Raw genomic sequence first — 22,556 nt, 5'->3', positions numbered from 1 at the left:
ACTACTCGGCCGCGGCTGGAACCTGGGCCGGCTCTGTGCAGTACGTCAGCTCCGGCGGGCACGGAGCGAAGATGGTGGAGAAGTGCTGAATCGCGGAGAACAACGTGATCGGCCCGCTCGATCAGCGACCGGAGACTGTGACCCCGACGTCGGCCGCCGGGGGCTCAGCGCGCGCGGCGAGCTCGCGTTTCAGGATCTTGCCGCTGGCGGTCATCGGCAGATCGGCGGTGAATTCGACGACGCGCGGGTACTTGTAGGAAGCCAGCTGCTCCCGGCACCAGGCGATGAGAACATCCGCGGTGATGGTCGTTTCGCGTGCCGGCACGACGTAGGCTTTGATCTCCTCGCCGTAATGCGGGTCGGGTATGCCGATGACCGCGGCCAGGGAAACCGCCGGATGGGTGAGCAGTACTTCCTCGATCTCGCGGGGGTAGACGTTGAACCCGCCACGCACGATCATGTCCTTGGCTCGGTCGACGATGTAGTAGAAGCCGTCGGCATCACGGCGCGCGAGATCGCCGGTGCGGAACCAACCATCGCGCGTAACCTCCGCGGTGGCGTCGGGGCGGTTGTGATAGCCCTTCATGACGTTGTGCCCGCGCAGCGCGATCTCCCCGATCTCCCCGACGCCGGTGATGGTGTTCCACACCGGGTCGATCAGCCGGGCTTCGATGCCCCACACGGGTATTCCGATGGATCCGGGCCGGGGATCGCGGCCGGGGTCGGCGAACAGCGCCAGTGGAGAGGTTTCCGACAACCCGTACCCTTCGAGGATCTGAACCCCGAATCGCTGCGCGAACCGGAACAGCATCTCGACCGGAAGCGCGGCGCCACCGGATACGGCCCTGCGGAGTGTGCCCGCGATCCGCTCGACGTCGACGCTGTCGTCGAGCGCGTTGAGCAGTCCCCAGTACATGGTCGGCACCCCGGCGAAGAACGTGATGTTCTCCTCCGCGAGGATTCGCAAGGCGGTGACGGCATCGAAGCGTGGCAAGAGCACCAGCGTGGCGCCGACAGACAGACCGGCGTTCATGTCGATGGTCTGGCCGAACGAATGGAACAGTGGCAGGGTCACCAGGTGGGAGTCGCGGCGTTCGGGCCGGTTGTCGAACAGCCGGTTCGCGGCCAGGGCGTTCATCACCATGTTGGCGTGGGTGAGCTCGGCGCCCTTGGGGCGACCGGTGGTCCCGCTGGTATAGAGGATGACCGCGGTGTCATCGGGACGGCGGGTGATGGTGTCGAAGGTGGCCGGCGCCTCCGCCATGGCCTGCGACAGGGTGTCGACCCCTTCGTATGACGCGCCGGCTCGGGGATCGGCGGTGATCAGCACCATGTTCCGGCAGCCCGGTGCCTGCCGGAATCCCTCGCGCGCGTATTCGCCCATCGGAAGCTCGGGGCCGCCCTCGTAGCAGACGTAGACGCTCGCTCCGGAATCGGTGAGATGGTAGGCGATTTCGCGTGGGCGCAGCAGGATGTTGAGCGGGACGACGACCCCGCCTGCCTTGAGGATGCCGTAGTACACGACGACGAACTCCGGCAGATTCGGGCACGACAGCGCGACCTTGTCGCCGGGTCGCACTCCGCGCGTGACCAGTAGACGCGCCACCTGGTTGGCCCTGGCGTCGACTTCGGCGAAAGTCAGCCGCTCGGCGCCGAGCACGATCGCATCGTTGTCCGGGTGACGGCGCGCCGAGTCCTCCAGTAGAACAGCGAGATTGAGCACGAGATGACCTTTCGGGATTGTCCGCGCCGATACCGCATCGGCGTCGAGGGAATGCCGGGACGGATCAGTCCGCCGTGATCAGCGGCGCGGCGGTGGCCGCCTGGATCTCGGCCGTGGTGACTCCGGGCGCGCATTCACGCAATGCCAACCGGCGGGGGTGACGTCGATGACGGCCAGGTTGGTGATGATGCGCTGTACAACACGCTCACCGGTCAGGGGGAGTGTGCAGCGGGAGCCGATCTTCGGCGCGCCGGACTTGTCGGTGTGCTCCATGAGAACGATCACCCGCCGGGCACCGTGTACCAGGTCCATCGCCCCGCCCATGCCTTTGACCAGGTGTCCCGGAACCATCCAGTTGGCCAGATCGCCGGTGGCCGATACCTGCATTCCGCCGAGGACGGCGGTGTCGATGTGGCCGCCGCGGATCATGCCGAAGCTGCTCGCGGAGTCGAAGAAGGAGGCCCCGGCCAGCACGGTGACGGTTTCTTTGCCGGCATTGATCAGGTCGGCGTCGACCTCGGCTGCCGCCGGGTAGGGACCGGTGCCGAGGATGCCGTTTTCCGAGTGCAGGGTGACGTGCACGCCGTCGGGCAGGTGGTTCGGGATGAGGGTCGGCAATCCGATCCCGAGGTTCACGTACTCACCGGACCGTAGTTCACGTGCGGCGCGAGCAGCCATGGCCGACCTGGACCACCCGAGAATTACCGTGGCAGTGGACATATCAGCTCTCCTGGGCGACGGTGCGCTTCTCGATGTGCTTGTTCTGCCGACCGGTGTGCACCTGGCGGTCGACGAAGATGCCCGGCAGGTGGACCGTGCCCGGGTCGATCTCCCCCGCGGGGACGAGTTCTTCCACCTGCGCGATACAGACGCGTCCGGCCGTGGCGGCCGGCGGGTTGAAATTGCGGGCCGACTTGTCGAACACCAGGTTGCCGTCGGTGTCGCCGACGAGTGCGTGCACCAGGGCGTAATCAGCGGTGATCGCCTCCTCGAGCACGTAGCGCCGGTCCCCCCACCGGCCGCCGAAGGTGCGCACCTCTTTGGGCGGCGAGGCCACCGCGACCGAACCGTCGGGCGCGTACCGCCAGGGCAAGCCGCCGTCGGCGACGGGAGTACCGACGCCGGCCGGGGTGAAGAACGCCGGGACCCCCGCTCCGCCCGCGCGCAGTTTCTCGGCGAGAGTCCCCTGCGGTGTCAGCTCGACTTCGATCTCACCGGCCAGGTACTGGCGGGCGAACTCCGCGTTCTCCCCCACGTACGAGGCGACGATTCGGCGGATTCGCTTGGCTCTCAGGAGGATGCCCAGGCCGACCCGATCGGTCCCGCAGTTGTTGGAGATGACTTCGAGGTCGGTGACATCGCGTTCGGCCAACGCCTCGATGAGCGCGTCTGGTATGCCGCAGACTCCGAATCCACCCACAGCCAGGCTCGACCCGGAGGCCACATCGGCGACGGCGGCCGCGGCCGAGGAGACGACCTTGCTCACCGGGCCGCCTGCACGCCGGTCGCGGTGGCGGCGAGTAGTTCGTCCAGCAGCTCCTGCGCCCGGGGCCACTCGCCATAGCCGGAGGCGGGATTGAGGTGACCGACATCGCCGAGATCCACCAGGCGGCTGCCCCAGACCTCGGCCATGCCCGCCACGCGCCGATACGCCGCGAGCGGGTCGGTGGTGGAGGCGGCCACGATGCTGGGGAACGGCAGTTGCCTGCGTGGAATCGGCAGCCAGCCATCGGCCGCCAGCTCTTCCGGCGTCGGATACCCGCTCGGCATCGGTGTGCCCACATCGGCCGGGGTTGCCAGCAACGCCGCACGCACCGGTCGCTGGTTGTGCTGCGCCCAGTGCACGGTGATCATGACGCCGGCGCTGTGAGCGACCAGGACAACCGGACCGTCGACGTCCGCGACGACGGCATCGAGTGCGGCGATGCGGGCGGCGAGGCCGAGCTTGTCGTGCTCGAGCGGCGGGACCGTGCGGACCTTGTCCAGGCGTTCGGCGAGCAGCGTCTGCCAGTGCTCGGCTACATGGTCGCGCAGCCCTGGCACTATCACGATCGTGGGGTCGGCTGTGTCAGGCAATGGTTTTTCCTTTCGAGTTCAGTGCGCGGGAGTCCGGTGCGACGGCGGCGAGTTTGCGCAGTCCGGCGGGGTAGACGCGTTTGCCGAGCACCAGTGCCGCGATAGCGGCCAGGTAGGTCAGCGGTGCCAGCTGCAGTGCGGATCCCAATCCGATGCGATCGGCGAGGACGCCCACGACGAACGGACCGAGAGCGAGGCCGAGCAGGCTGTTGGCCAGCGTCAAGGTGCCGAACGCGGAGGCGCGTACCGACGCATGGGTCAGGTTGGCGACCATGGCCGCGGTAGGTCCGGACGAGCCACCGGAGAAGAACGCGCCGATACCGATCAGCAGTAGCTGCCCCGGGCCGGTTCCGAGACTGAAGCCGGACCCCAGGCACACAAGTGAGAGGCAGCAGAAAGTGATCGCCGCGGTCCATTTCCGCGACATGTCGGCGCGGCCGACGCGGTCGGTGATCATGCCGCAGCTCACCATCCCCGTGCCGACCAACAGCACGAACACCGAGGCGACCGCGCCCGCCCGATCCGGCGCCAGGTCGTAGTTGCGGTGGAAGAAGCTCGGCATCCAGGACAGCAGCACCGCCGCGGTGAAGATCTGCAAACCACTGCCCACGTAGGCGCACACCACCGCGGGGTTGGTGAACAGCGTCGACACCGGCGCGCGGAAACCCTCGACATGTGGCCCCGGTTGCCGGTCGGCGGCGTTCCTGACAAGTTTCGCCTCCGTCACGACCACGCTGAACAGAGCCGCCAGCAGCAGGCCGAAGATGGCCATGGCGGCAAACGACCAGCGCCATCCGAGGTGGACGGCGATGACACCACCCAGGCCGACGCCGAGTACGGAGCCGAACGAACCGCCGGCCATGAACGCGCCGCTCAGCGCGGCATGCATCCGGGGGGCGAAAACGCTGATCACCACGGCGATCCCGACGCTGCCGTAGGCCGCCTCGCCGACGCCGACGAAAAAGCGAGCGGCCAGCATCTGCTCGTAGTTCGCCGCCAGCGCGCACAGCAGCGTCGCGGCACTCCACAGCACTGCCATCAGCACCAGGCTGCGCACTCTCCCCCACCTATCGGCCAGTACGGACAGTGGCAGGGTGAGAATGCCGACCATCAGCGCGACCACGCTGGTGAGCGACGCCAACTGCGAATCGGACAGCGTCCATTCGGTTTTCAAGAAAGGGAAGACCGCGCTCAGCACCTGCCTCGACATGTAGTCGGCCAGCAGCAGACCGAACGCCAGCAGGAAAACGACCCACGCGTAACGCGGGCGGCGGGGGTTTCGATCCGCCTCGACCGGGGCGACGACCACATGGTCGTCCGCCCCGGCGACGGTAGTGTGCAACTCCATTGGTGCTCCTACAAATCCGGTGCGCCCAGACGGTGTGCGACGCACCGGAGCCGATGAGTTCGGAGACGTTGCCCTCTCGGCTACGTCAGGACGTGGGCGGGGGAAGGTCTTCCCCCGCCCATTGGCGCCTGTCTCAGGCGTGCTGGGTGAAGCCGACCTGGCCGGGCTTGCGGTTGGGTGGGTAGCCGAGCTTGGCGAGGGTCTCATCGACGCTCGAGTACTGCTCGCCGATCCGGTAGATGTCGCGCGCCTCCTTGCCGTCCGCGACACCGCGGCCCAGCTCCCCGGCGATTCGCACCAGCTGCTTCACCTGGTCCGCCGACTTCGTCTTCTCGCCCTTGCGGCCCCAGAGGGTGTCCTCGTTGCCGCAGCGGGTGTGCAGACCGAACGCGATCGCCATCGCGTTCACCGGAAGCACGCTGCGCATCAATGTCTCCAAGGTCAGGCACGCACCGTCGGGTACCCGCTGGATGAAGTTCATGATGTTGTAGGGATTGGGGCCGTCGAACCCGCCGCCGATACCCACCCAGGTCAGGTTGAGCGGACCCGAGTACTTGCCGCGGCGGATAAGTCGCTCGACCGTCTCGAGCTGCGGGATGCCGGAGAGCTGGAAGTGCGGCTGGATGCCGTTGGCGGTCAGGCGCCGCAGGTGCTCCTCGACCCACGCCGGGCCGGCGGGCACGGTCATTTCGCGGTAGGTCTCGTAGAGGTCGGGGCGCTGGATCGACGTTCCGGCGATATCGTCTTCGGTCATCAGCTCGACGATGTTCATCTGGCTGGTGTTGATCGCGATGGTCACCTGGTCCGGCTTCGGGTCGAGTTCGGCGAGCATGTGCCGGGTGTCGTCGGAAAGCCACTTCGCTTCGGCGCCTTCGCCTTCGGGGGCGAACGAGATCGACCCACCGACCTGCAAGATCATGTCCGGCACTGCCTCGCGCAACCCGACGAGCAGCTCGTTGAACTTCGACAGCCGCTTGGAGCCCTTGCCATCGAACTCGCGAACATGGATGTGCAGCACGGAGGCGCCTGCCTCGTAGCAGTCCACCGCGGCCTGGACATGCTCGTCCATGGTCAGGGGCAGGTCCTCACGGAAATCGTCCAATTCCCATTCCGGGCCGTAGGGCGCGGCGGTGATGACCAGTTTCTCCTGGTTCTCCGGGAAAAGCGCGTCGTCGTGGAAATGCATGAAATGCTCCGTTCTGAATCCGAGGAAAGAGTTGGGTCGAACAGCTGTCAGAAGGTCGCGTCGCCGACGATCCCGGCACGCTCCATTTTCCGCACCCCAGGCCAGTAGTCCTGAACCGCGTAATGCTGGGTGGACCGGTTGTCCCAGATCACGAAGCTGTTCTCCGTCCACCGCCAGCGCACCTGGTATTCCGGAATCGTGGCCTGCCGCATCAGGTAGTGCAGCAACTCGGCGGCCCCGGGCGCGTAGTCCGCGCCGAATCGCACGTTCTCCGGCGTGTGGTAATTGACCAGGTGAGTGGTGAAGGAATTGACGAACAGAATGCGCTCGCCCGTTTCGGGATGGGTGCGCACCACCGGATGCTCGGCGTCGGGATAACGCCGCGCGAGATCGTGGCGCCTGTCGTCCGGCATCGCCGCGCCGAAACTGGCCTCGATGCTGTGGCGAGCGCGCAGGCCCTCGATCCGCTCCTTGACCCGCTCGGGCAGGCGCCGATACGCCTCGACCATGTTCACCCAGATGGTGTCGCCGCCGACCGGCGGAGCTTCCACACAGCGCAGAATCGAACCCATCGGCGGGTTCGCCCGCCAGGTGGCGTCACAGTGGAAGGCGTTCTCGTAGTGCTCAGGGGGGCTGTCGAGGTCCTTGTAGATGCGCACGAGTCCGGGGTTGTCCGGGTCGCTGCCCAGGACCGGGTGGTCTTCCAGTGGACCGAATCGCTGTGCCAGAGCGATGTGATCGGCGCGACTGATGTTCTGGTCGCGCACGAACAGCACCTTGTACTCGAGCAGCAGAGCGCGCAATTCGGCGAAAAGCGCGTCGTCATGGGCAATCCGCGCGAGGTCGACATCGACCAGCTCCGCACCGATCGAACAGGTGAGTGGCGTGGCGGTGATCGCGCCGCGCGTCACCGAACCATGGGATGCAGCAAAGGTTGTCATCGTTGTCCTTCCAGGTGTGGAACCGGTGTCAGACGGTGAAGACCGAGGAACCGACGCCGCGACCCGATTCCATGTCGCTGTGGGCCCGCATCGCATCGGAGAGCTGGTAGCGCTGGTTGATCTCGATCCGGATGCGACCGGCCGCGACATGCGAGAAGAGCTCGCCGGCCAGTTCGGCTCGCTCCGCGGGATCAGCGATGTAGTCGGCGAGCGCGGGGCGGGTGACGAACAGCGAGCCCTTGACCGCCAGTTGCATGGCATCGATGGGTGGGGTCGGCCCGGAGGCGGTGCCGAAGCACACCAGCAGCCCGCGCCGCGACAGCGAATCCAACGACGTGGCGAAGGTGGTCTTTCCGATGCTGTCGTAGACCACCGGCACGCCCGCGCCGCCGGTGATCTCACGCACTCGGGCGGTGACGTCCTCGCGGGTGTAGATCACCACGTGATCGCAACCGTTGGCGCGGGCGATCTCGGCCTTCTCCTCGCTGGATACGGTGCCGATCACATTGACGCCCAGCAGCTTTGCCCATTGCACGAAAATCGACCCGACCCCACCGGCCGCCGCGTGGAGCAGGACCGTATCCCCTTCGCGCAGCGGATGGATGCGGCGCAACAGGTAGGCGGTCGTCAATCCACGCATCGTCATCGATGCGGCGGTGTCGAATCCGATCCCGTCGGGCAATGCGAGCAGGTGCTCGGCGGGCATCACCCGTTCGGTGCTGTACGCCCCCAGCGGGCTACCGGTATAGGTCACCCGGTCCCCCGCCTCGAACCCCTCGACACCCGGGCCCACCGCGTCGATCACACCGGCCGCCTCGACACCCATACCTGCGGGTAGCGCGGCCGGGTACAGGCCGGAGCGGAAGTAGGTATCGGCGAAATTCAGTCCTACCGCCTCGTGCCGCACCCGCACTTCACCGGGCCCCGGCTCGCCCACCTCGACATCCTCCCAGCACAGCACCTCGGGGCCACCGGTCTCGTAGAAGCGAACAGCTTGTGCCACAACAGATCTCCTCTTCGGTCGACCGCACTCACGGGTGCGACCGACAGTTGTGTCCGACGAATGGGTCTCCAGACAGTCACCGCGTGCTGCGGCGTCACAGTGCCGACCATCGATCGCGTGCTGCCAGTGGCGGGCCGCGCCGGGTGCGCTCACCGATCGCGACTTCCCCGACCACTGATCACCATCGCTGTGATGGGACCCACTGTAATCCGGGCCACCCCTCCATGCTTATCCTCAGGGGACTGGTTGCCGTTCAATTCGGGACAATGGAGTACCTGGTGAAACCACTCGCCCGCTATGCGGCACTACACGGATTCGTGGAACTCGGCCGCTCGCTGGGGCTGGACCCGGTCACCCTGATTCGCGCGAGCGGACTGGACCCCGCCGGTCTGAGCGTGCAGGACCGCTGGGTTCCCGCCGCCGCTATCGCGGATCTACTCGAACGCTGCGCGATCAGCTCCGGGCGTGAGGACATCGGACTGCGCCTGGCAGAACGTCGCCGCCTGGCCAATCTCGGCCCGCTCAGCATGGTTATCCGCGAGGAACCCGACGTCCGCAGCGCGCTGCGGACCATGTCCCGCTACGAGCACATGTACAACGAGGCGCTGCACACCCGACTCACCGAACGCAACGCCATCGCCACCATCCGCTTGAGCCTCGATCTCGGCGGGCCGGGTGAAACGCGGCAGCCCATCGAACTGGCGGTCGGCATCCTGCACGGACTCATGCGTCAATTCCTCGGCACCACCTGGCAACCGCTGGAAGTCCGCTTCACCCACCCGGCACCCGCGGACCCCTCCACCCACCACCGCGTCCTCGGTACCCATGTCGGTTTCGACCAGGATTTCAACGGAATCCTCATCTACACCACCGACCTCGACGCACCCAACGCCATGTCGGACCCCCAGCTGCGCACCTACGCGCAGCAGATCTTCAATGCGCCGTGGGCAACCTCGACCGCGACGACTGTGGACCGCGTCCGGGAACTGATCGAACTGCTCCTGCCGACCGGACGATGCTCGGCCGACCAGATCGCGCAAAGTCTCGGCGTCGACCGCCGCACGATCCACCGCCGCCTCGCTGCCGAGGGCGAAACCTACACCGCCCTGGTCGATTCCAGCCGAGTCGAACTCGCCCGGCACATGGTGGCCGGCAACCGCCACAGCCTGACCGAGATCTCCGAACTGCTCGCCTTCTCCTCGCCTGGCAACTTCTCCCGGTGGTTCCGCACCCGCTTCGGCCACAGCCCGAGTCAGTGGCGCGCCGCCCGCCCCGCAGCCCCGACCCAGCCTTTCCCGACCGACTCGACGCCGCAGCCCGAGCCACGCGCCACCGAGTAGGCATACCTCCGCCTTCGCTCCGGCCGTGCGCGGGCTGTGGATGGACCTCGTCCGACCGCGGACACGGCCCACAGTGTTGTCGGACTTATCGAGGATCACCGCCCGCGCGGGACTCGTGCATGAACCGGGGACGATAACTGCCGACCGACGCCGGCCCTTTCCGGGCCGGCGGACGGGAAGGCCGCCCACAGGGCGAAGGGTATGGCCACCGTGGCGTGGCCACTTCCCTCAATCGAGCCGAAACGGGCAATCGGAAGCGGATTCGGCTCGCGAATAACGAGCTGAATCCGCGAGGCTCACCAGCCGGAGCCCGAGCCACCCGATCCGGTATTGGCAAGGATGGTGCCGATGATCATCTGCAAGATTCCGGCGACAGAGCCCAGATATTCCACGGTGTTCCTCCGACTTTCTCATCGCCGACTGTCCGGCGTAGCGTGAATCTAGCCCAGAAGAGATCAGAAATGTTGTCTTTTCATCGAAAGTACTGGTCACCAGCTATCGCTTGGACACTCCTCCGCAATGCGACAGCTTCCACGCCCCGGCCCACTTCGATGTTCGAGCTACCCGAGGATTCTCCGGACCAGCCGATACGTCCGTCCGGGGGCGCTCGAGGCCAGTGCCTATTCCGACGACGAGCTGTTCGGTCCGAATGGTTCGTCGAGAAGATCGCGCCACTGAATCCGGGGGTGTGGCAACTACACAGCAGCAGCCGGCCGTCGATGCGCTGTGTTGCGGAGAGCCATACGGAATTGCCACCTCTCGCGACACCATGGTGCGTTCAGCGGCAAGGGCAGGTCGGTAGGGATCACGACCGGACGGCCGCGATGGTCGCCGGTTCACCCGAGCGTCCACCACGTCCGCGTCCCGTGCGCCCAGTACGGGTACCGCCGCGTCGACAACGGTCTCGAGGTGCCTGCTGTCCGGGTGGTAACGCGACTCGTCGACCGGCCGGCGGCACGTTCGACCGCTCGGCGCAGATCGCCGCGGCTCAGGTCCCCGGTGGGGACATCGGTAGCCGAGGACCGCTGTGCGGCTTGGATCTCTCGGGTGATGCGCGCGCGCCGGAATTGTCCGGTCCGGGAGCGGACGCGCTCACTGCGACCCGATGATTCCGACACGTGTACCCCGATTGATGGGACCATCTCGGCGGCCGTCCAGGGCCTTGACCAGGGGCTGCCAGGAAGCGTGGCAGCCGGCCACCGTCACCGGCAGTCCGTGTCCAGGACTCGCCGGCCGAAACCCGATCCTGGAGAGTCCGCTCAACTGGCGTATTCCTGTGCTCTCCCGGCCGCGAAAACCCGCCTGCGAATGGGAAACGGGACCCTGAGGGGATGTCGCTCTCCCGACTGTCGTCGTCGGTCTCGTACAGCACAGCGTGATTGCCGGCTTCTCTGAGAGTTGATGCAGCGAGAGACTGCCGATATCCAGGACGGGAGAGTCGGCGCCGACCGTTTTCGCGAAGCCCGCGCTGCGGGCGGGTAAGAACATGGCCGAAGGTTCCCGTCCACCGGGAAACGTTCTCGGGGGCCCGTCGAGCCGATCTTAGTGTGATTCCAGCCACTGGCGCGTCCCAGTTCGGCCCGACCCATACCCACGAGGAAGTCCCTATGAATCTGATGAAGTCTCGCCTGTTTGCGATGATCGGAGCGATCATCGCGGCGGTGGCGCTCATGGCAGCCGGAGCGGGTAGCGCGGCCGCGGCGCCGCAAACCGGTGAAATGTTCCTCACCTTTGTCCGCCACGGCGAATCGGCCGGCAATAATTCCGGTCTGATCGACACTTCTGTCCCCGGACCCGGCCTCACCGAGAAGGGGCGGACGCAAGCCGCTGCGGTATCCCAGCTGCTGGCAGATTGCAAGTTCGACGGCATATACGCGTCGACGATGGTCCGGACGCAACAGACGGCGGAACCGACCTCGCAGCTCTGTGGTCATTCCACAGTCGTCGAAGAGGGACTGCACGAGATCGAGGCCGGCATCTACGAGGGCACGCCGGAGCAGGACGCGCGCGAGGGCTACTTGGCCGCGCCGATCCAGTGGCTGCAGGGCAACCTGGATGCCCGGATCCCCGGCTCGATCAACGGCCACGAGTTCAAGAAGCGCATGGACGACTCCATCCAGGATATCCAGGACCGCCGTAGCAAGCGTGCGGTGATCTTTTCCCATGGCGGTGCCATCATGTTCTGGACACTCATGTCCGTCTCCAATCCTGACATGAGCAAGCTGCAGTCCGATCCGCTGCACAACACCGGCCGGGTGGCCGTGAAGGGCACTCCGGCGAAGGGTTGGAAGCTCGTCTCGTGGGACGGCCATCCCGCCGCCTGAAGGTCCTGCGCGGTCCACATCGGCGGGTGAGTTGGTGGTCGATTCGCCGACGCGAGTCGACCAGGGCATGGGCCGCTGCCGGCAGTGCCGGGCGGCGGCCCATGCCCTGGCGATGGCGGCAGGCCCTGCGGCACCCGCAAACGTCGTGGGCGGTACCGACTTTCCATAGCGGTCGCCGTGACAGGCGCATGACGACAGCTCCGGGCCTCGCTGCTGATGGGCATGCCCGGCTTGTCGAGCTACGACCCCGGTGGCAGCAACCGCCCGATATCGCGAGGCGGACAGTAGGCGCAGCAGCGCGGCGGCCCGGCCGGCCTACCAGGCCGGGCGCGTTGATTCGGCCCGCCGTCGTTGCGGGGCCACTCCCCTGCGCGTTTTCGACACCGACCGGTTCGCCCTCTTCGGCTTCTATGAGCCCTCGGGTCGGCGTGTCCCCTCCAGCTTCTCGAGAGCGTCTTCGATCACAGCGGTGATTTCGGCGTGCCCGGCATCGATGTCGAAAGCTTCTTCCATGCGCAGAAAGCGCGAGACGCTCGACATCAGCATGACAAGAGTCATCGGAGTCCACGGGTCCGGGCGCCGGCCCTGCAGGGCGCGGGAGACGATATCCAGCTGGAGTTCACGAAACCTTTTCGACGACTGCGCGATTTCGGATCGGATGGAAGGCCGGTGGGTCGCCAGCGAGACGAACTCCATGGTGAGCGCAGTACGGGACTGGTCGTGGATCGCGTCCCACAGAGCCCACAACGGCTGGTCGGCCGCCGCGGCCGCGGCCAACCGCTGATAGCTGCGTTCGGCGCCCCTGCGGAAAAGCGCGACGAACAAGTTGTCCATATTGCCGAAGTAGTAGTAGACCAGCGCGGAGTTCACTCCCGCCCGCGCACCGAGGCGCCGGGAACTGACGGCGGCACGGGCGAGCTGCTGCCGGACGACGCCGCCTCGGACCTGGTCGAGTCCACGTTCCACGATCGTCCGACCGCGATCATCGGTGAAGAAACGCAGACAGGCCAGACCCGCCTGCACCGCGCCCCACATCAGACCCTCGTAGATCGGCCACTGGTAGTAGTGGCCGGCATTGAACGACACCGACCGGATCGCGCCCGGATAGGTGCAGAGCCCGAGCGGCAGCAGCATGCAGGCTTCCATGATGAAATCGAGGACGAACGTGAAGTATGAGCCGCTGACCGGGCCCCGGCGCATATCCAGGCCCGTGGGCGGAGCCGGGCCGCGGATCCGCGGGCACGTCCCACGGCCGATAGCGGGAATCGAGGCCTGTGCCGCCTCGGCTGGGCACAGATGTGACGACAACTCGACCATGGCACGCAAGGAGACCACCCGGGCAGTGCAACCGGTGAACCCGATCATGGGTAACGTCGATGTTCGAGGAGGTGGTCGGTGCGGTGAACGCGGAAATAGTCCGGGCGAGGCAGGAGCGGCGGCGCGTGATCGTGGCCGCGGCGGCCGGGTTGTTCGCCGCCTGCGGTTATCGGGCGGCGAGTATGGACGAGATCGCCTGCCGGGCGGGGATCAGCAAACCGGTGCTGTACAAGTCGTTTTCGAGCAAGCTCGAACTCTATCTGGCGGTGCTGCACGAGGCGGTAGAGGTATTGGGGGCCACGCTCACCGCGGCATTGGCCCCTGCCGGGGATATGCGATCGATCGTGGTGGCGACGGTGACCGCGGTGTTCGACTTCGCCGACAACCATCCACGCAGCGCCGCCCTCCTGGCCGGCGCCGCCGACGCCGAGGAGCCGTCGGCGCAGCGTATGGCACGCCAGGCCACCATGATCTGCACCGAGGCCCTCCTGCAGGCAATGGCACCGTCGGCCTCGCGCCGGGCCGAGCGGGGATGGCTGATCGCGGCGGAGATAGTAGGGATCGCTCAGTCGTGCGCGCGCGACTGGGTGGTCACCGGTAAGCGGTTGCCCAAGAACGAGGCCGTTGCCACGACCGCCGGTTTGTGCTGGTCCGGCCTGGCCGGTGTCCAACTGGCCACGAAGAGCCCGGTCCCTGCGGCGGACTGAGCGGTCGCCGAGGTCGGGACAGAGAGTATTCGGCCGGATTATGCGAGTCATTCAGATCACAAGATGACCTGTCACGTTTCCCGGGCCTGCTCTGTCCGATAGGCGACCCCAACGGACGAGCCCTCAGGGAGTAAACGATGAACACCTACACCGCCCACGAGATCGTTGTCCTCGGAGCCGGCTACACCGGTCTGATCGCCACCGCCCGGCTGGCCCGCTACACGCGCAGGCTGAACACTCGCATCACTCTGGTGAACCCTTCTTCCCGCTTCACCGAGCGACTGCGCATGCACCAGGTCGCCGCGGGCCAGGAATTGACCGATTTCCGGATCCCGGATCTGCTGGCCGGAACTGGCGTGGAATTCCGCCGGGCCGCGGCGAGGGCCATCGATACCGCCACCCGCACCGTCACCCTCGACGACGGCGCAGTCCTGCGCTACGACCGGCTGGTCTACGCCCTCGGCAGCACCACCGATACGAGCTCCGTCCCGGGCGCGGCGGACCACGCCTGGACACTCGACAACCCCGCCCTGGCACATCACTTCGCGCAGCGACTGCCCGAAATCGCCGCGGTGGGGGGCACGGTCACCGTCTGCGGTGGCGGACTCACCGGCATCGAGGCGGCCGCCGAGATCGCCGAGGCGCACCCCGGGGCGACGGTCCGCCTGATCGGCTCGGCCGAACCCGGCGCCATGATGGGCGAGAAGGCCCGCGCCTACCTGAACCGGGTCCTGGACCGGCTGGGCGTGGTCCGCACGGCCGGGGTGAAGGTCACCAAAGTGCTCCCCGACGCCGTGCGGCTGGACACCGGCGAAGTCGTCCCCTCGGATCTGACCTTGTGGACCACCGGTGTACGAGTGTCGCCGCTCGCTGCCGCGGCCGGAATCGCGACCGACGCGAAAGGGCTCATCGTCACCGACGCCACACTGAGGTCGGTATCGCACCCGGAGATCCACGCCGTCGGTGACGCCGCCCACGTGCGGCAGGCGTGGGGACAGCTGCACGGCACCTGTCAGAGCGGTGTGGTCACCGCCGATTACACCGCCGCCGCCATAGCCCGCCTGCTGCGCGGGAGAACAGTGCAACCGCTGCGCTTCGGCTACTTCCACCAGCCGGTGAGCCTGGGCCGCAAGGACGCGGTCATCCAGTTCACCCACGCGGACGACACCCCGAACAGGTGGTATCTCCGGGGCAGGGCCGCGGCGATCTACAAGGAACAGGTCAGCAGCAGCCCGACGGTGGCCGCCCGGGCGAGCCGCTATGTGAGGATTCCGGTACAGCTGTCGAAGGGCGGCCGCGCCACCCGGAAGACCACATGAGCACCCGGGTTCCGCGGGGCCGGAGAACCGCACAGTCTCCCGGCCCCGTGGAATACGGCCCTCCGACCGTCAGGACAGCACAGTGCACGAGCGCGACACCCACCGGCCGCTCCCGGCCCCCGAACTGCCCGGGGAGCCCGTCGACCCGTTCGTCGAACACCGCCGGCTGCTCTTCGGTACCGCCTATCACCTCCTGGGCAGTGTGACCGACACAGAGGACATCCTGCAGGACGCCTGGCTCAAATGGCGCGCGGTGGATCGGGCTTCGGTGGTTCATCCGAAGGCCTACCTGGTACGCACGGTGACCAATCTCGCGCTGAACCATCTCACCTCCGCCCGGGTCGTCCGCGAAACCTATATCGGTCCCTGGATTCCCGAACCGGTTATCACCGCATCGACCGCCGCCGAGGAGAGCGAAATGGCCGATACCGTGTCGACCGCGATGCTGGTCGTCCTGGAAACCCTCAACCCCACCGAACGCGCCGTATTCGTCCTCCGTGAGGTCTTCGGCTACTCCTGTGCCGAAATCGGCGGCTTCCTCGACCGCCCCGAAGCCACCGTCCGGCAGATCCTGCACCGCGCCCGTTCGCATGTGCAGTCCCGCCGGCCCCGGTTCGACGCGGACCAGACCGCACGCGAACAGATCACCGAGAAATTCTTGGCCGCCTGCCACGGCGGCGACCTCAACGCGCTCATGGAACTGCTCGCACCGGAAGTGACGCTGTGGAACGACGGCGGCGGTATCGTCACCGCGGCCCGCCGCCCGCTCCACGGCCCCGACCACGTCGCACGCTGGCTACTGGGTGTCCTGGCCAAACCGGACTCTGCCGGTATCCGGCTCGAACCCGCGGTCGTCAACGGCGAACTGAGCATCCTCGGCGCACTCGGCGACCACCGCATCGGCGCGCTCACCTACGACATTCGCGACGGCCGCCTCGAGAACATTCGCTTCCAGGTCAATCCGGAGAAGCTGCGCGGGATCCAGTCAGCGGGCTGAACCGTCGCACCACCGAGGAAACCCGGTCGCCCGGCCCGGCACGAAGCGCCGCGATCAGCCCTGGTTGGTTTCGTCCACTATCCACGCCGCGATCTGGGCACGGGAGGTGAACCCCAGCTTGGTGAGGATGTTCTCGACGTGCCCCTGGGCGGTGCGCGGTGAGACGACGAGTTCGGTGGCGATCTGCCTGTTGCTGAGGCCCTGGGCGACCAGGGCGGCGACCTGCCGCTCGCGTTTGGTCAACCGGACCGCCCGGTCGGGGCCCTCGGTCGTGCCGGTGGATTGTTCGCGCAGTGCGTACGCTCGCGCCGTGGCGGCGCTCATCGTGCGGCCTCGTTCGAATGCCGCATCGAACTTCTGGTCGCCGAGAGTTTTCCGCGCCGACTCCTCGCACTCCTCGTGGAAGTGCGACAGCGTATCGAAGACGCGGCCGCGGCTGCCGCCCGCCGGCCAGAGGTGGCGAGCGGCGCCCATGAGCACCGCCGCCCGCTCGGCCTCCCGGCGGTGACAGGCGACCCAGGACGATGCCTCGAGGCAGAAGGTCAGCACCAGATGGCTGTTGAGTGGACGGTCGACGCGCAGCGCTTCCTCGATCAACTCCTGCGCCCGGTCGACATTGCCGCGACGCCATTCGGCGACACCCAGGCTCCGCAGGGCCAGCGCGCGATACAGTATTCCGCCGCACCCCTCGGTGATGTCGATCAGCCGCTGCTGGTGCTCGATCGCCTTCTCCGTCTCGCCGCGCATCTCATACGTCATGCCGAGCAGGGTCAGGGCATGAATATGGAGATGGCCGGTGGGGTTCGAACGGTAGACCTCGATGGCGGCGTCCAGGAGCGGTGCGGCACGCACGGGATCACCACTGAGCAGGGCCAGGACCGCCGCCGCGTGGTTCATCTGGGCCTGCAGCATCGGCGTCGGGTCGCGTTCGGCCAGCACCCGGCCCTCCTGGAGCAGTGTCGCCGCGGACCGGAAATCGCCCTGCGCCGCCGCCAGGTCGATCGCGACGCGCAGTGCCTTCACCCGATCGGGGATCGATCGAGCGCTGGGGTGGGCCAGCACCCGATCGATCCAGGACCGTCCCTCGCCATAGAAGCCGCGGAACACCCAGAATTCCCACAGTGCGGAGGCCGTCTGCAGTCCTGCCGACGCCGCTTCCTCGGTGTCCTCGGCCAGGGCGGATTCGAGGGCTTCGCGCAGATTGGGGTGTTCGCGGTCGAGCCGGGCGATCCAGCCGAGCTGCGCGCGGCCGATCCAGCCGGCCTCCGCGTCCAGCGCCAGACGCTGATACCAGGCCCGGTGCCGGCGGCACAGCTCCTCGTACTCGCCGGATTCCCGCAGCTTGGACCGGCCGTAGTCGCGCAGGATCTCCAGCATCCGGAACCGCACGACCGAACCCGACTGTTCCCGGATCAGTATCGACTTGTCCACCAGCCCGGCGAGCACATCGATGATCTCGGCGGGCGCCGATCCCACACTGCACACTTGCTCGGCCGCGTCCAGTCCGCAGCTGCCCGCGAACACCGAGAGTTGGGCCCACGCTCGCTGTTCGGTCGGCGAACACAGGTCGTAGCTCCAATCGAGGCACAGCTCGAGGGACCGTTGCCGGGTCGGCGCGGTGCGGAAGGCGCCGGTGAGCAGCCCGTATCGGTCGGCCAGCCGATGCAGGATCTGCTCCGGCGACAGCGTGCGCATGCGGGCGGCGGCGAGCTCGATCGCCAGCGGTACGCCGTCCAGTTCGACGCAGATGCTGGTCACCGCGGCCATATTGTCCTGGTTGATCTCGAACCCGGGTACGACCGCCGCGGCCCGCTCGGCGAACAGTGTCAGCGCGTCGTAACGGGGCAGTCCCTGCAGCGACGGTTGGTGATCCGGTTCGGGAACCGCGAGGGGCATCACCGATTGGGTCACTTCGCCGGCGATCTTCAGCGGCTCGCGGCTGGTGACGATGGTCCGCACCCCGGGACATGAGACGAGCAGCGTCTCGGTCAGCTCGGCGACCGCCTCGACGATGTGCTCACAGTTGTCCAGGACGAGCAGAGTTTCGCGCGAGTACAGGTAGTTCAGCAGAGTTTCCAGTAACGGCCGCGTCGAGTCGTCCCGTACACCGATCGTTGCCGCTACTGTGTCGACCAGCAGCCCGGCCTCGATCACGGCAGCGAGATCGACCAGCCACACACCGTCGGCGAAGTCACGCCGGACCTGAGACGCGGCCTTGAGCGCCACCCGCGTCTTGCCCACGCCTCCGGTACCGACGAGTGTGACCGAACGCGACCTCGACAGATGATTCTTGAGCTCGGTCAACTCGGCACGCCGATCGACGAGACCGGTCAGCTCCAGTGGCAGGTTGCCACCGGTGTTCTCACCGACGCTCTCCACCTGCCGCCCACCTGATGGTGCACTCTTGGGAAGCGAAAGTACGGGACCGGGCCGGGTCAGCAGGGCCGACTCGCCCGTCGGGCTCCCGTGGCGCCGTTGCACCCGGCGAATGTCCTCGCCCAACTCGGCGGCGGAGAGGCGTTCGCGGGGGTCCCGCCTCATTGCCGCTTCCACCAGGGCCGACACCTCGTCGTCTATACCGCTGCGCCGCAGGTCCGGCAGGGAATCGGCGGTGATCCGCAGGAACTGCGCCACCAGGTTCTCGTCCCTACGCCGTTCGAAGGCCGCATGTCCGGTCAGCGCGCAGAACAGGGTCGCGCCCAGCCCGTAGACATCCGCCGCCGGTGTCGACGGCTCCCCTTCGAGTACTTCGGGGGCGGTGAACGCGGGAGAGCCTGTCACTGTTCCGGCGGCCGTCTCGAACCCGCCACCGATATGCGCGATGCCGAAATCGGTCAACGCGGGCTCGCCGAAATCGGTGAGCAGAATATTCCCCGGTTTCACGTCTCGATGCACGATCCCGAGCCGGTGGGCTGTTTCGAGTGCGCCGGCGATCTTCGACCCGATCCGCAACCCGTCCTCCGGCGAAATCGGGCCGTGCCGACGGATGCATATATCGAGAGACCCGGAGGGGTAATAGGGCATCACCAGATAGGGGGAGCCGCCGGCGAGTGTGCCCGCTTCCAGGACGGTGACGATATTCGGGTGCCCGGTCGAGCGGCCCATCGCCCGCTGTTCTCGCAGAAATCGGGCTCGATTTTCCTCGTCCAGGCCCGCCGTGAGGACCTTCACTGCCACGGTCCGGTCCAGCTCCGGCTGCCGGCAGCGATACACCACCCCGAATCCACCCCGCCCGATTTCCACCGCATCGAGGTAACCGGCCGCGGCCAGCTCGGCGCGAAACGATATCGTCTCGCGCTGCGTGCGGAGAAGGTCTTCACCGCTCATCGGTGAAGACGCCCCAGGGCAGCGTTGTAGGTAGCGAAAGAAACCATGGGCTCACCTCTTGCCCGATCCACTATATCCCCGGCCGGAGAAATCCCCCGCTGCCCGGTTCGATATGCGGAAAAAGTGCTCAGCGTTTACGCACGCACCCGGCCCGCACCGCTTTCCCGGGTGTCGCTGCCCCACTTTTCCAGGCCGGTCGGGCAGGGTTTAGCCGGACGCAGCGTGGGTACCGGCGCGGGCATCAGTGGTTCGAACGCACACGGTGGCTCGGACGAAGGAGAGCATATGGCAGTGACACCGTCTCGGCCCGCAGAGCTCACCCCCACTCGCCCGTTTCCGGCGCGGGTGGGCCCGAAGGGTTCGGCCATCCGGAAGCTGGTGACCACGACCGACCCGAAACTGCTGGGCATCATGTACCTGGTCTCAGCGACCGCGTTCTTCCTGATCGGCGGGTTGATGGCGCTGCTGCTCCGCGGGGAACTGGCCCGGCCGGGTCTGCAGTTCCTGTCGCCGGAACAGTACAACCAGCTGTTCACCCTGCACGGCACGATCATGCTGCTGTTCTATGCCACACCGGTGGTGTTCGGTTTCGCCAACGCGGTGCTGCCGCTACAGATCGGGGCACCGGATGTGGCGTTTCCCCGCCTCAATGCCCTGAGCTACTGGCTGTATCTGTTCGGTGCCACCATGGCAACCGCCGGATTCGTCACTCCGGGCGGTGCCGCCGATTTCGGCTGGACGGCGTATGTGCCGCTCACCGATATCATGCACTCGCCGGGCGTCGGCGGCGATCTGTGGATCATGGGCCTGGCTGTTTCCGGTTTGGGCACGATTCTCGGGGCGGTCAACATGATCACCACCGTGGTGTGTCTGCGGGCCCCTGGCATGACGATGTTCCGGATGCCCATCTTCACCTGGAACATCGTGGTGACCAGCATTCTGGTGATCTTGGCATTCCCGATCCTCACAGCGGCGCTCATGGCGCTGGCCTACGACCGGCATTTCGGCGGCCATATCTACGATCCCGGCGTCGGCGGCGTCCTGCTGTGGCAGCACCTGTTCTGGTTCTTCGGTCATCCGGAGGTCTACATCATCGCGCTGCCGTTCTTCGGTATCGTCTCCGAGATCTTCCCGGTGTTCAGCCGCAAACCTATTTTCGGCTATACCGCGCTGGTCTTCGCGACGATCGGCATCGGTGGCCTGTCGATGGCGGTGTGGGCTCATCACATGTACGCCACCGGCGCGGTGTTGCTGCCGTTCTTCTCGTTCATGACCTTTCTCATCGCTGTGCCGACCGGCGTGAAATTCTTCAATTGGATCGGCACCATGTGGAAGGGACAGCTGACCTTCGAGACACCGATGCTGTTCTCGGTGGGCTTCCTCGTCACCTTCCTCTTCGGTGGTCTGTCCGGGGTCATCCTGGCCAGCCCGCCCCTGGACTGGCACGTACACGACTCCTATTTCGTGGTGGCGCACTTCCACTACGTGCTCTTCGGCACCATCGTGTTCGCCACGTTCGCCGGCATCTACTTCTGGTTCCCCAAGATGACCGGCCGGCTCATGGACGAACGCCTCGGGCGGCTCCACTTCTGGACCACCTTCCTCGGCTTCCACACCACCTTCCTGGTGCAGCACTGGCTCGGCGCCGAGGGCATGCCACGGCGCTACGCCGACTATCAGGCCGACGACGGCTTCACCGCCCTGCACACAGTGTCCACCGTCGGCTCGTTCGTTCTCGGCGTCTCGATGATCACTTTCGTGTGGAATGTCTTCAAGAGCTACCGCTACGGCGAGGTGGTCACCGTGGACGACCCGTGGGGATACGGCAACTCCCTGGAATGGGCGACCAGCTGTCCGCCGCCGCGGCACAACTTCTACGAACTGCCCAAGATCCGCTCCGAACGACCCGCCTTCGAACTGCACTATCCGCACATGTCCGAACGCATCCGCAAGGAATCCCATATCGGCCGCAGCAGCCACGGCGCCGGCGCGGAACTGTCCCAGCCCCCCAGCCCCACCACCGGCAGCGCCGCCTCCGACGGACCCGGTCACTGACACCGGCCGTCAGGCCGGATCAGCTGTCCCGCTGACCACCCCGCCCACCCGTGGCGGACTGCCCGAAGAAGAACCCGAGTATCAGCAGGATCATGTTCATCACGATCTCGGGGACCTTCGTATCCGTGAACATCGCGACCACCATCACGACACTGAACCCGACCAGCAGGACCGCGCCGATGAGAACGGCGATGGGTTCGCGCTGGAACAGCGACCACCGCATCCGCGAACGGCGCTCCTTCAGATCTCGCACCACATTGTGCAACTCGGTCTCCAATGCAGAATCCCGCGCGTCCTCGGTCACCGAGGATTTCGCCACCACGTCATGTGCCCGCTGGATCTGAGCCGCGACCATCTGCCTCGCCACCGGATCGTGGATCGCGGATTCGGCTACATACTGGATCTGGTCGAGTTCACGTCGCGCCGTGGTATTCCTCAGCCCGGCCTGCAACTCCTTACGGATGTCGGCGAGCCGGCGCAGCATGTACGCCTCCCCGACCACATCGGTCACGCCGTTGCTGTCGGTGATGTCGTACGGTTGCCGATTCTGCCGGGGGACGGTCTGCATCATGTTCTCGACCCGGGCCAACCATGCCGCGACATCGTCCGGTGTCGCGTCCTCGAAGGTGCGCGGGATGCCGAGCTCCTCCCTGATGTCGTTGCGGACGGCTTCGCGGTTCTCCGGCGAAACGTCCCGTTCTTCCCGCGGCTCTCTGCGACCCAACGCATTCCTCCCACACTGACCCATGTTTGCCGGACCAGCGTACGGGCTCCACGCCGGTGCAGGAACGGGATCCACCCTCCCGCAAGGAATCCCGGGGGTCGTGCGAGCCAGCGCCGCTCTCGGAAGCCGGTGGCGGCCGCGGCCGTATCGGGACCGGAGCCGGTGGGCA

Annotated in this window: 15 protein-coding genes and 2 pseudogenes; 6 read left to right on the top strand and 11 right to left on the bottom strand. The window is 66.7% G+C overall.

The window, feature by feature from the left end:
* Window positions 1–121 precede the first annotated feature (121 nt).
* From NS4_RS01395 to NS4_RS01360, 8 genes and pseudogenes are all read right to left on the bottom strand, one after another.
* The gene (locus NS4_RS01395; RefSeq protein ID WP_063057635.1) at window positions 122–1,723 is read right to left on the bottom strand and encodes a long-chain-fatty-acid--CoA ligase; all 1,602 of its coding nucleotides are present in this window, start codon (window positions 1,721–1,723) and stop codon (window positions 122–124) included.
* Window positions 1,724–1,787: 64 nt separating this feature from the next.
* A pseudogene (locus NS4_RS01390) lies at window positions 1,788–2,443 on the bottom strand (3-oxoacid CoA-transferase subunit B).
* 1 nt (window position 2,444) lies between these two features.
* On the bottom strand, window positions 2,445–3,209 hold the full coding sequence (locus NS4_RS01385) for a CoA transferase subunit A (protein WP_063057634.1): 765 nt from the start codon (window positions 3,207–3,209) through the stop codon (window positions 2,445–2,447).
* Window positions 3,206–3,799: an RBBP9/YdeN family alpha/beta hydrolase gene (locus NS4_RS01380; RefSeq protein ID WP_063057633.1), complete on the bottom strand. Its 594-nt coding sequence runs from the start codon at window positions 3,797–3,799 to the stop codon at window positions 3,206–3,208. The genes NS4_RS01385 and NS4_RS01380 overlap by 4 nt, the downstream gene beginning before the upstream one ends.
* Window positions 3,792–5,147, bottom strand: a complete 1,356-nt coding sequence (locus NS4_RS01375) for an MFS transporter (RefSeq protein ID WP_084486513.1) — start codon at window positions 5,145–5,147, stop codon at window positions 3,792–3,794. Before NS4_RS01375 ends, NS4_RS01380 begins: the two co-directional genes overlap by 8 nt.
* A gap of 133 nt (window positions 5,148–5,280) precedes the next feature.
* The gene (locus NS4_RS01370) at window positions 5,281–6,333 is read right to left on the bottom strand and encodes a beta-keto acid cleavage family enzyme (protein WP_063057632.1); all 1,053 of its coding nucleotides are present in this window, start codon (window positions 6,331–6,333) and stop codon (window positions 5,281–5,283) included.
* 47 nt (window positions 6,334–6,380) lie between these two features.
* Window positions 6,381–7,274 (bottom strand): TauD/TfdA dioxygenase family protein, encoded by an 894-nt coding sequence (locus NS4_RS01365; protein ID WP_063057631.1) that lies wholly within the window; start codon window positions 7,272–7,274, stop codon window positions 6,381–6,383.
* Window positions 7,275–7,302: 28 nt separating this feature from the next.
* The gene (locus NS4_RS01360; RefSeq protein ID WP_063057630.1) at window positions 7,303–8,277 is read right to left on the bottom strand and encodes a quinone oxidoreductase family protein; all 975 of its coding nucleotides are present in this window, start codon (window positions 8,275–8,277) and stop codon (window positions 7,303–7,305) included.
* A 278-nt stretch (window positions 8,278–8,555) separates the two neighbouring features.
* Here NS4_RS01360 and NS4_RS01355 point away from each other — a divergent pair, with 278 nt between their 5' ends.
* Together NS4_RS01355 and NS4_RS01350 are read left to right on the top strand one after the other, a co-directional pair.
* Window positions 8,556–9,617 carry an AraC family transcriptional regulator gene (locus tag NS4_RS01355; RefSeq protein WP_063057880.1) on the top strand — a complete coding sequence of 354 codons (1,062 nt, stop codon included), beginning with the start codon at window positions 8,556–8,558 and terminating at the stop codon, window positions 9,615–9,617.
* A 1,607-nt stretch (window positions 9,618–11,224) separates the two neighbouring features.
* Window positions 11,225–11,941, top strand: coding sequence for a histidine phosphatase family protein (locus tag NS4_RS01350; protein ID WP_063057629.1), 717 nt, complete (start codon window positions 11,225–11,227; stop codon window positions 11,939–11,941).
* Between the two features lie 408 nt (window positions 11,942–12,349).
* On the opposite strand, the pseudogene NS4_RS33590 reads toward NS4_RS01350, so the two are convergent.
* Window positions 12,350–13,111: pseudogene (locus tag NS4_RS33590) on the bottom strand (spirocyclase AveC family protein); the annotation flags it as partial.
* Window positions 13,112–13,317: 206 nt separating this feature from the next.
* Between NS4_RS33590 and NS4_RS01340 the strand changes: the two are divergent.
* The 3 genes from NS4_RS01340 (at window position 13,318) to sigJ (ending at window position 16,281) form a co-directional block, all read left to right on the top strand.
* A complete protein-coding gene (locus tag NS4_RS01340) occupies window positions 13,318–13,965 on the top strand; it encodes a TetR/AcrR family transcriptional regulator (protein ID WP_063057628.1) in 648 nt (215 codons plus the stop codon).
* A gap of 137 nt (window positions 13,966–14,102) precedes the next feature.
* Window positions 14,103–15,284, top strand: a complete 1,182-nt coding sequence (locus NS4_RS01335; protein ID WP_063057627.1) for an NAD(P)/FAD-dependent oxidoreductase — start codon at window positions 14,103–14,105, stop codon at window positions 15,282–15,284.
* A gap of 82 nt (window positions 15,285–15,366) precedes the next feature.
* The gene (sigJ, locus tag NS4_RS01330; RefSeq protein WP_245664955.1) at window positions 15,367–16,281 is read left to right on the top strand and encodes an RNA polymerase sigma factor SigJ; all 915 of its coding nucleotides are present in this window, start codon (window positions 15,367–15,369) and stop codon (window positions 16,279–16,281) included.
* A 54-nt stretch (window positions 16,282–16,335) separates the two neighbouring features.
* On the opposite strand, the gene NS4_RS01325 is transcribed toward sigJ, so the two are convergent.
* Entirely contained in the window at window positions 16,336–19,608 is a 3,273-nt protein-coding gene (locus NS4_RS01325; RefSeq protein WP_063057626.1) for a protein kinase domain-containing protein, read from the bottom strand.
* A 285-nt stretch (window positions 19,609–19,893) separates the two neighbouring features.
* Here NS4_RS01325 and ctaD point away from each other — a divergent pair, with 285 nt between their 5' ends.
* Window positions 19,894–21,663, top strand: coding sequence for an aa3-type cytochrome oxidase subunit I (ctaD, locus tag NS4_RS01320; RefSeq protein WP_063057877.1), 1,770 nt, complete (start codon window positions 19,894–19,896; stop codon window positions 21,661–21,663).
* 19 nt (window positions 21,664–21,682) lie between these two features.
* Here the strand turns inward: ctaD and NS4_RS01315 are convergent, their stop codons facing one another.
* Window positions 21,683–22,387, bottom strand: a complete 705-nt coding sequence (locus NS4_RS01315) for a hypothetical protein (protein WP_063057625.1) — start codon at window positions 22,385–22,387, stop codon at window positions 21,683–21,685.
* Window positions 22,388–22,556: the final 169 nt, after the last annotated feature.

Source organism: Nocardia sienata NBRC 100364, assembly GCF_001613205.1.
GTDB classification, from domain to species: domain Bacteria; phylum Actinomycetota; class Actinomycetes; order Mycobacteriales; family Mycobacteriaceae; genus Nocardia; species Nocardia sienata.
The sequence above is the reverse complement of the archived record's forward strand: the minus strand, read 5'-3'. Positions and strand labels throughout refer to the sequence as shown.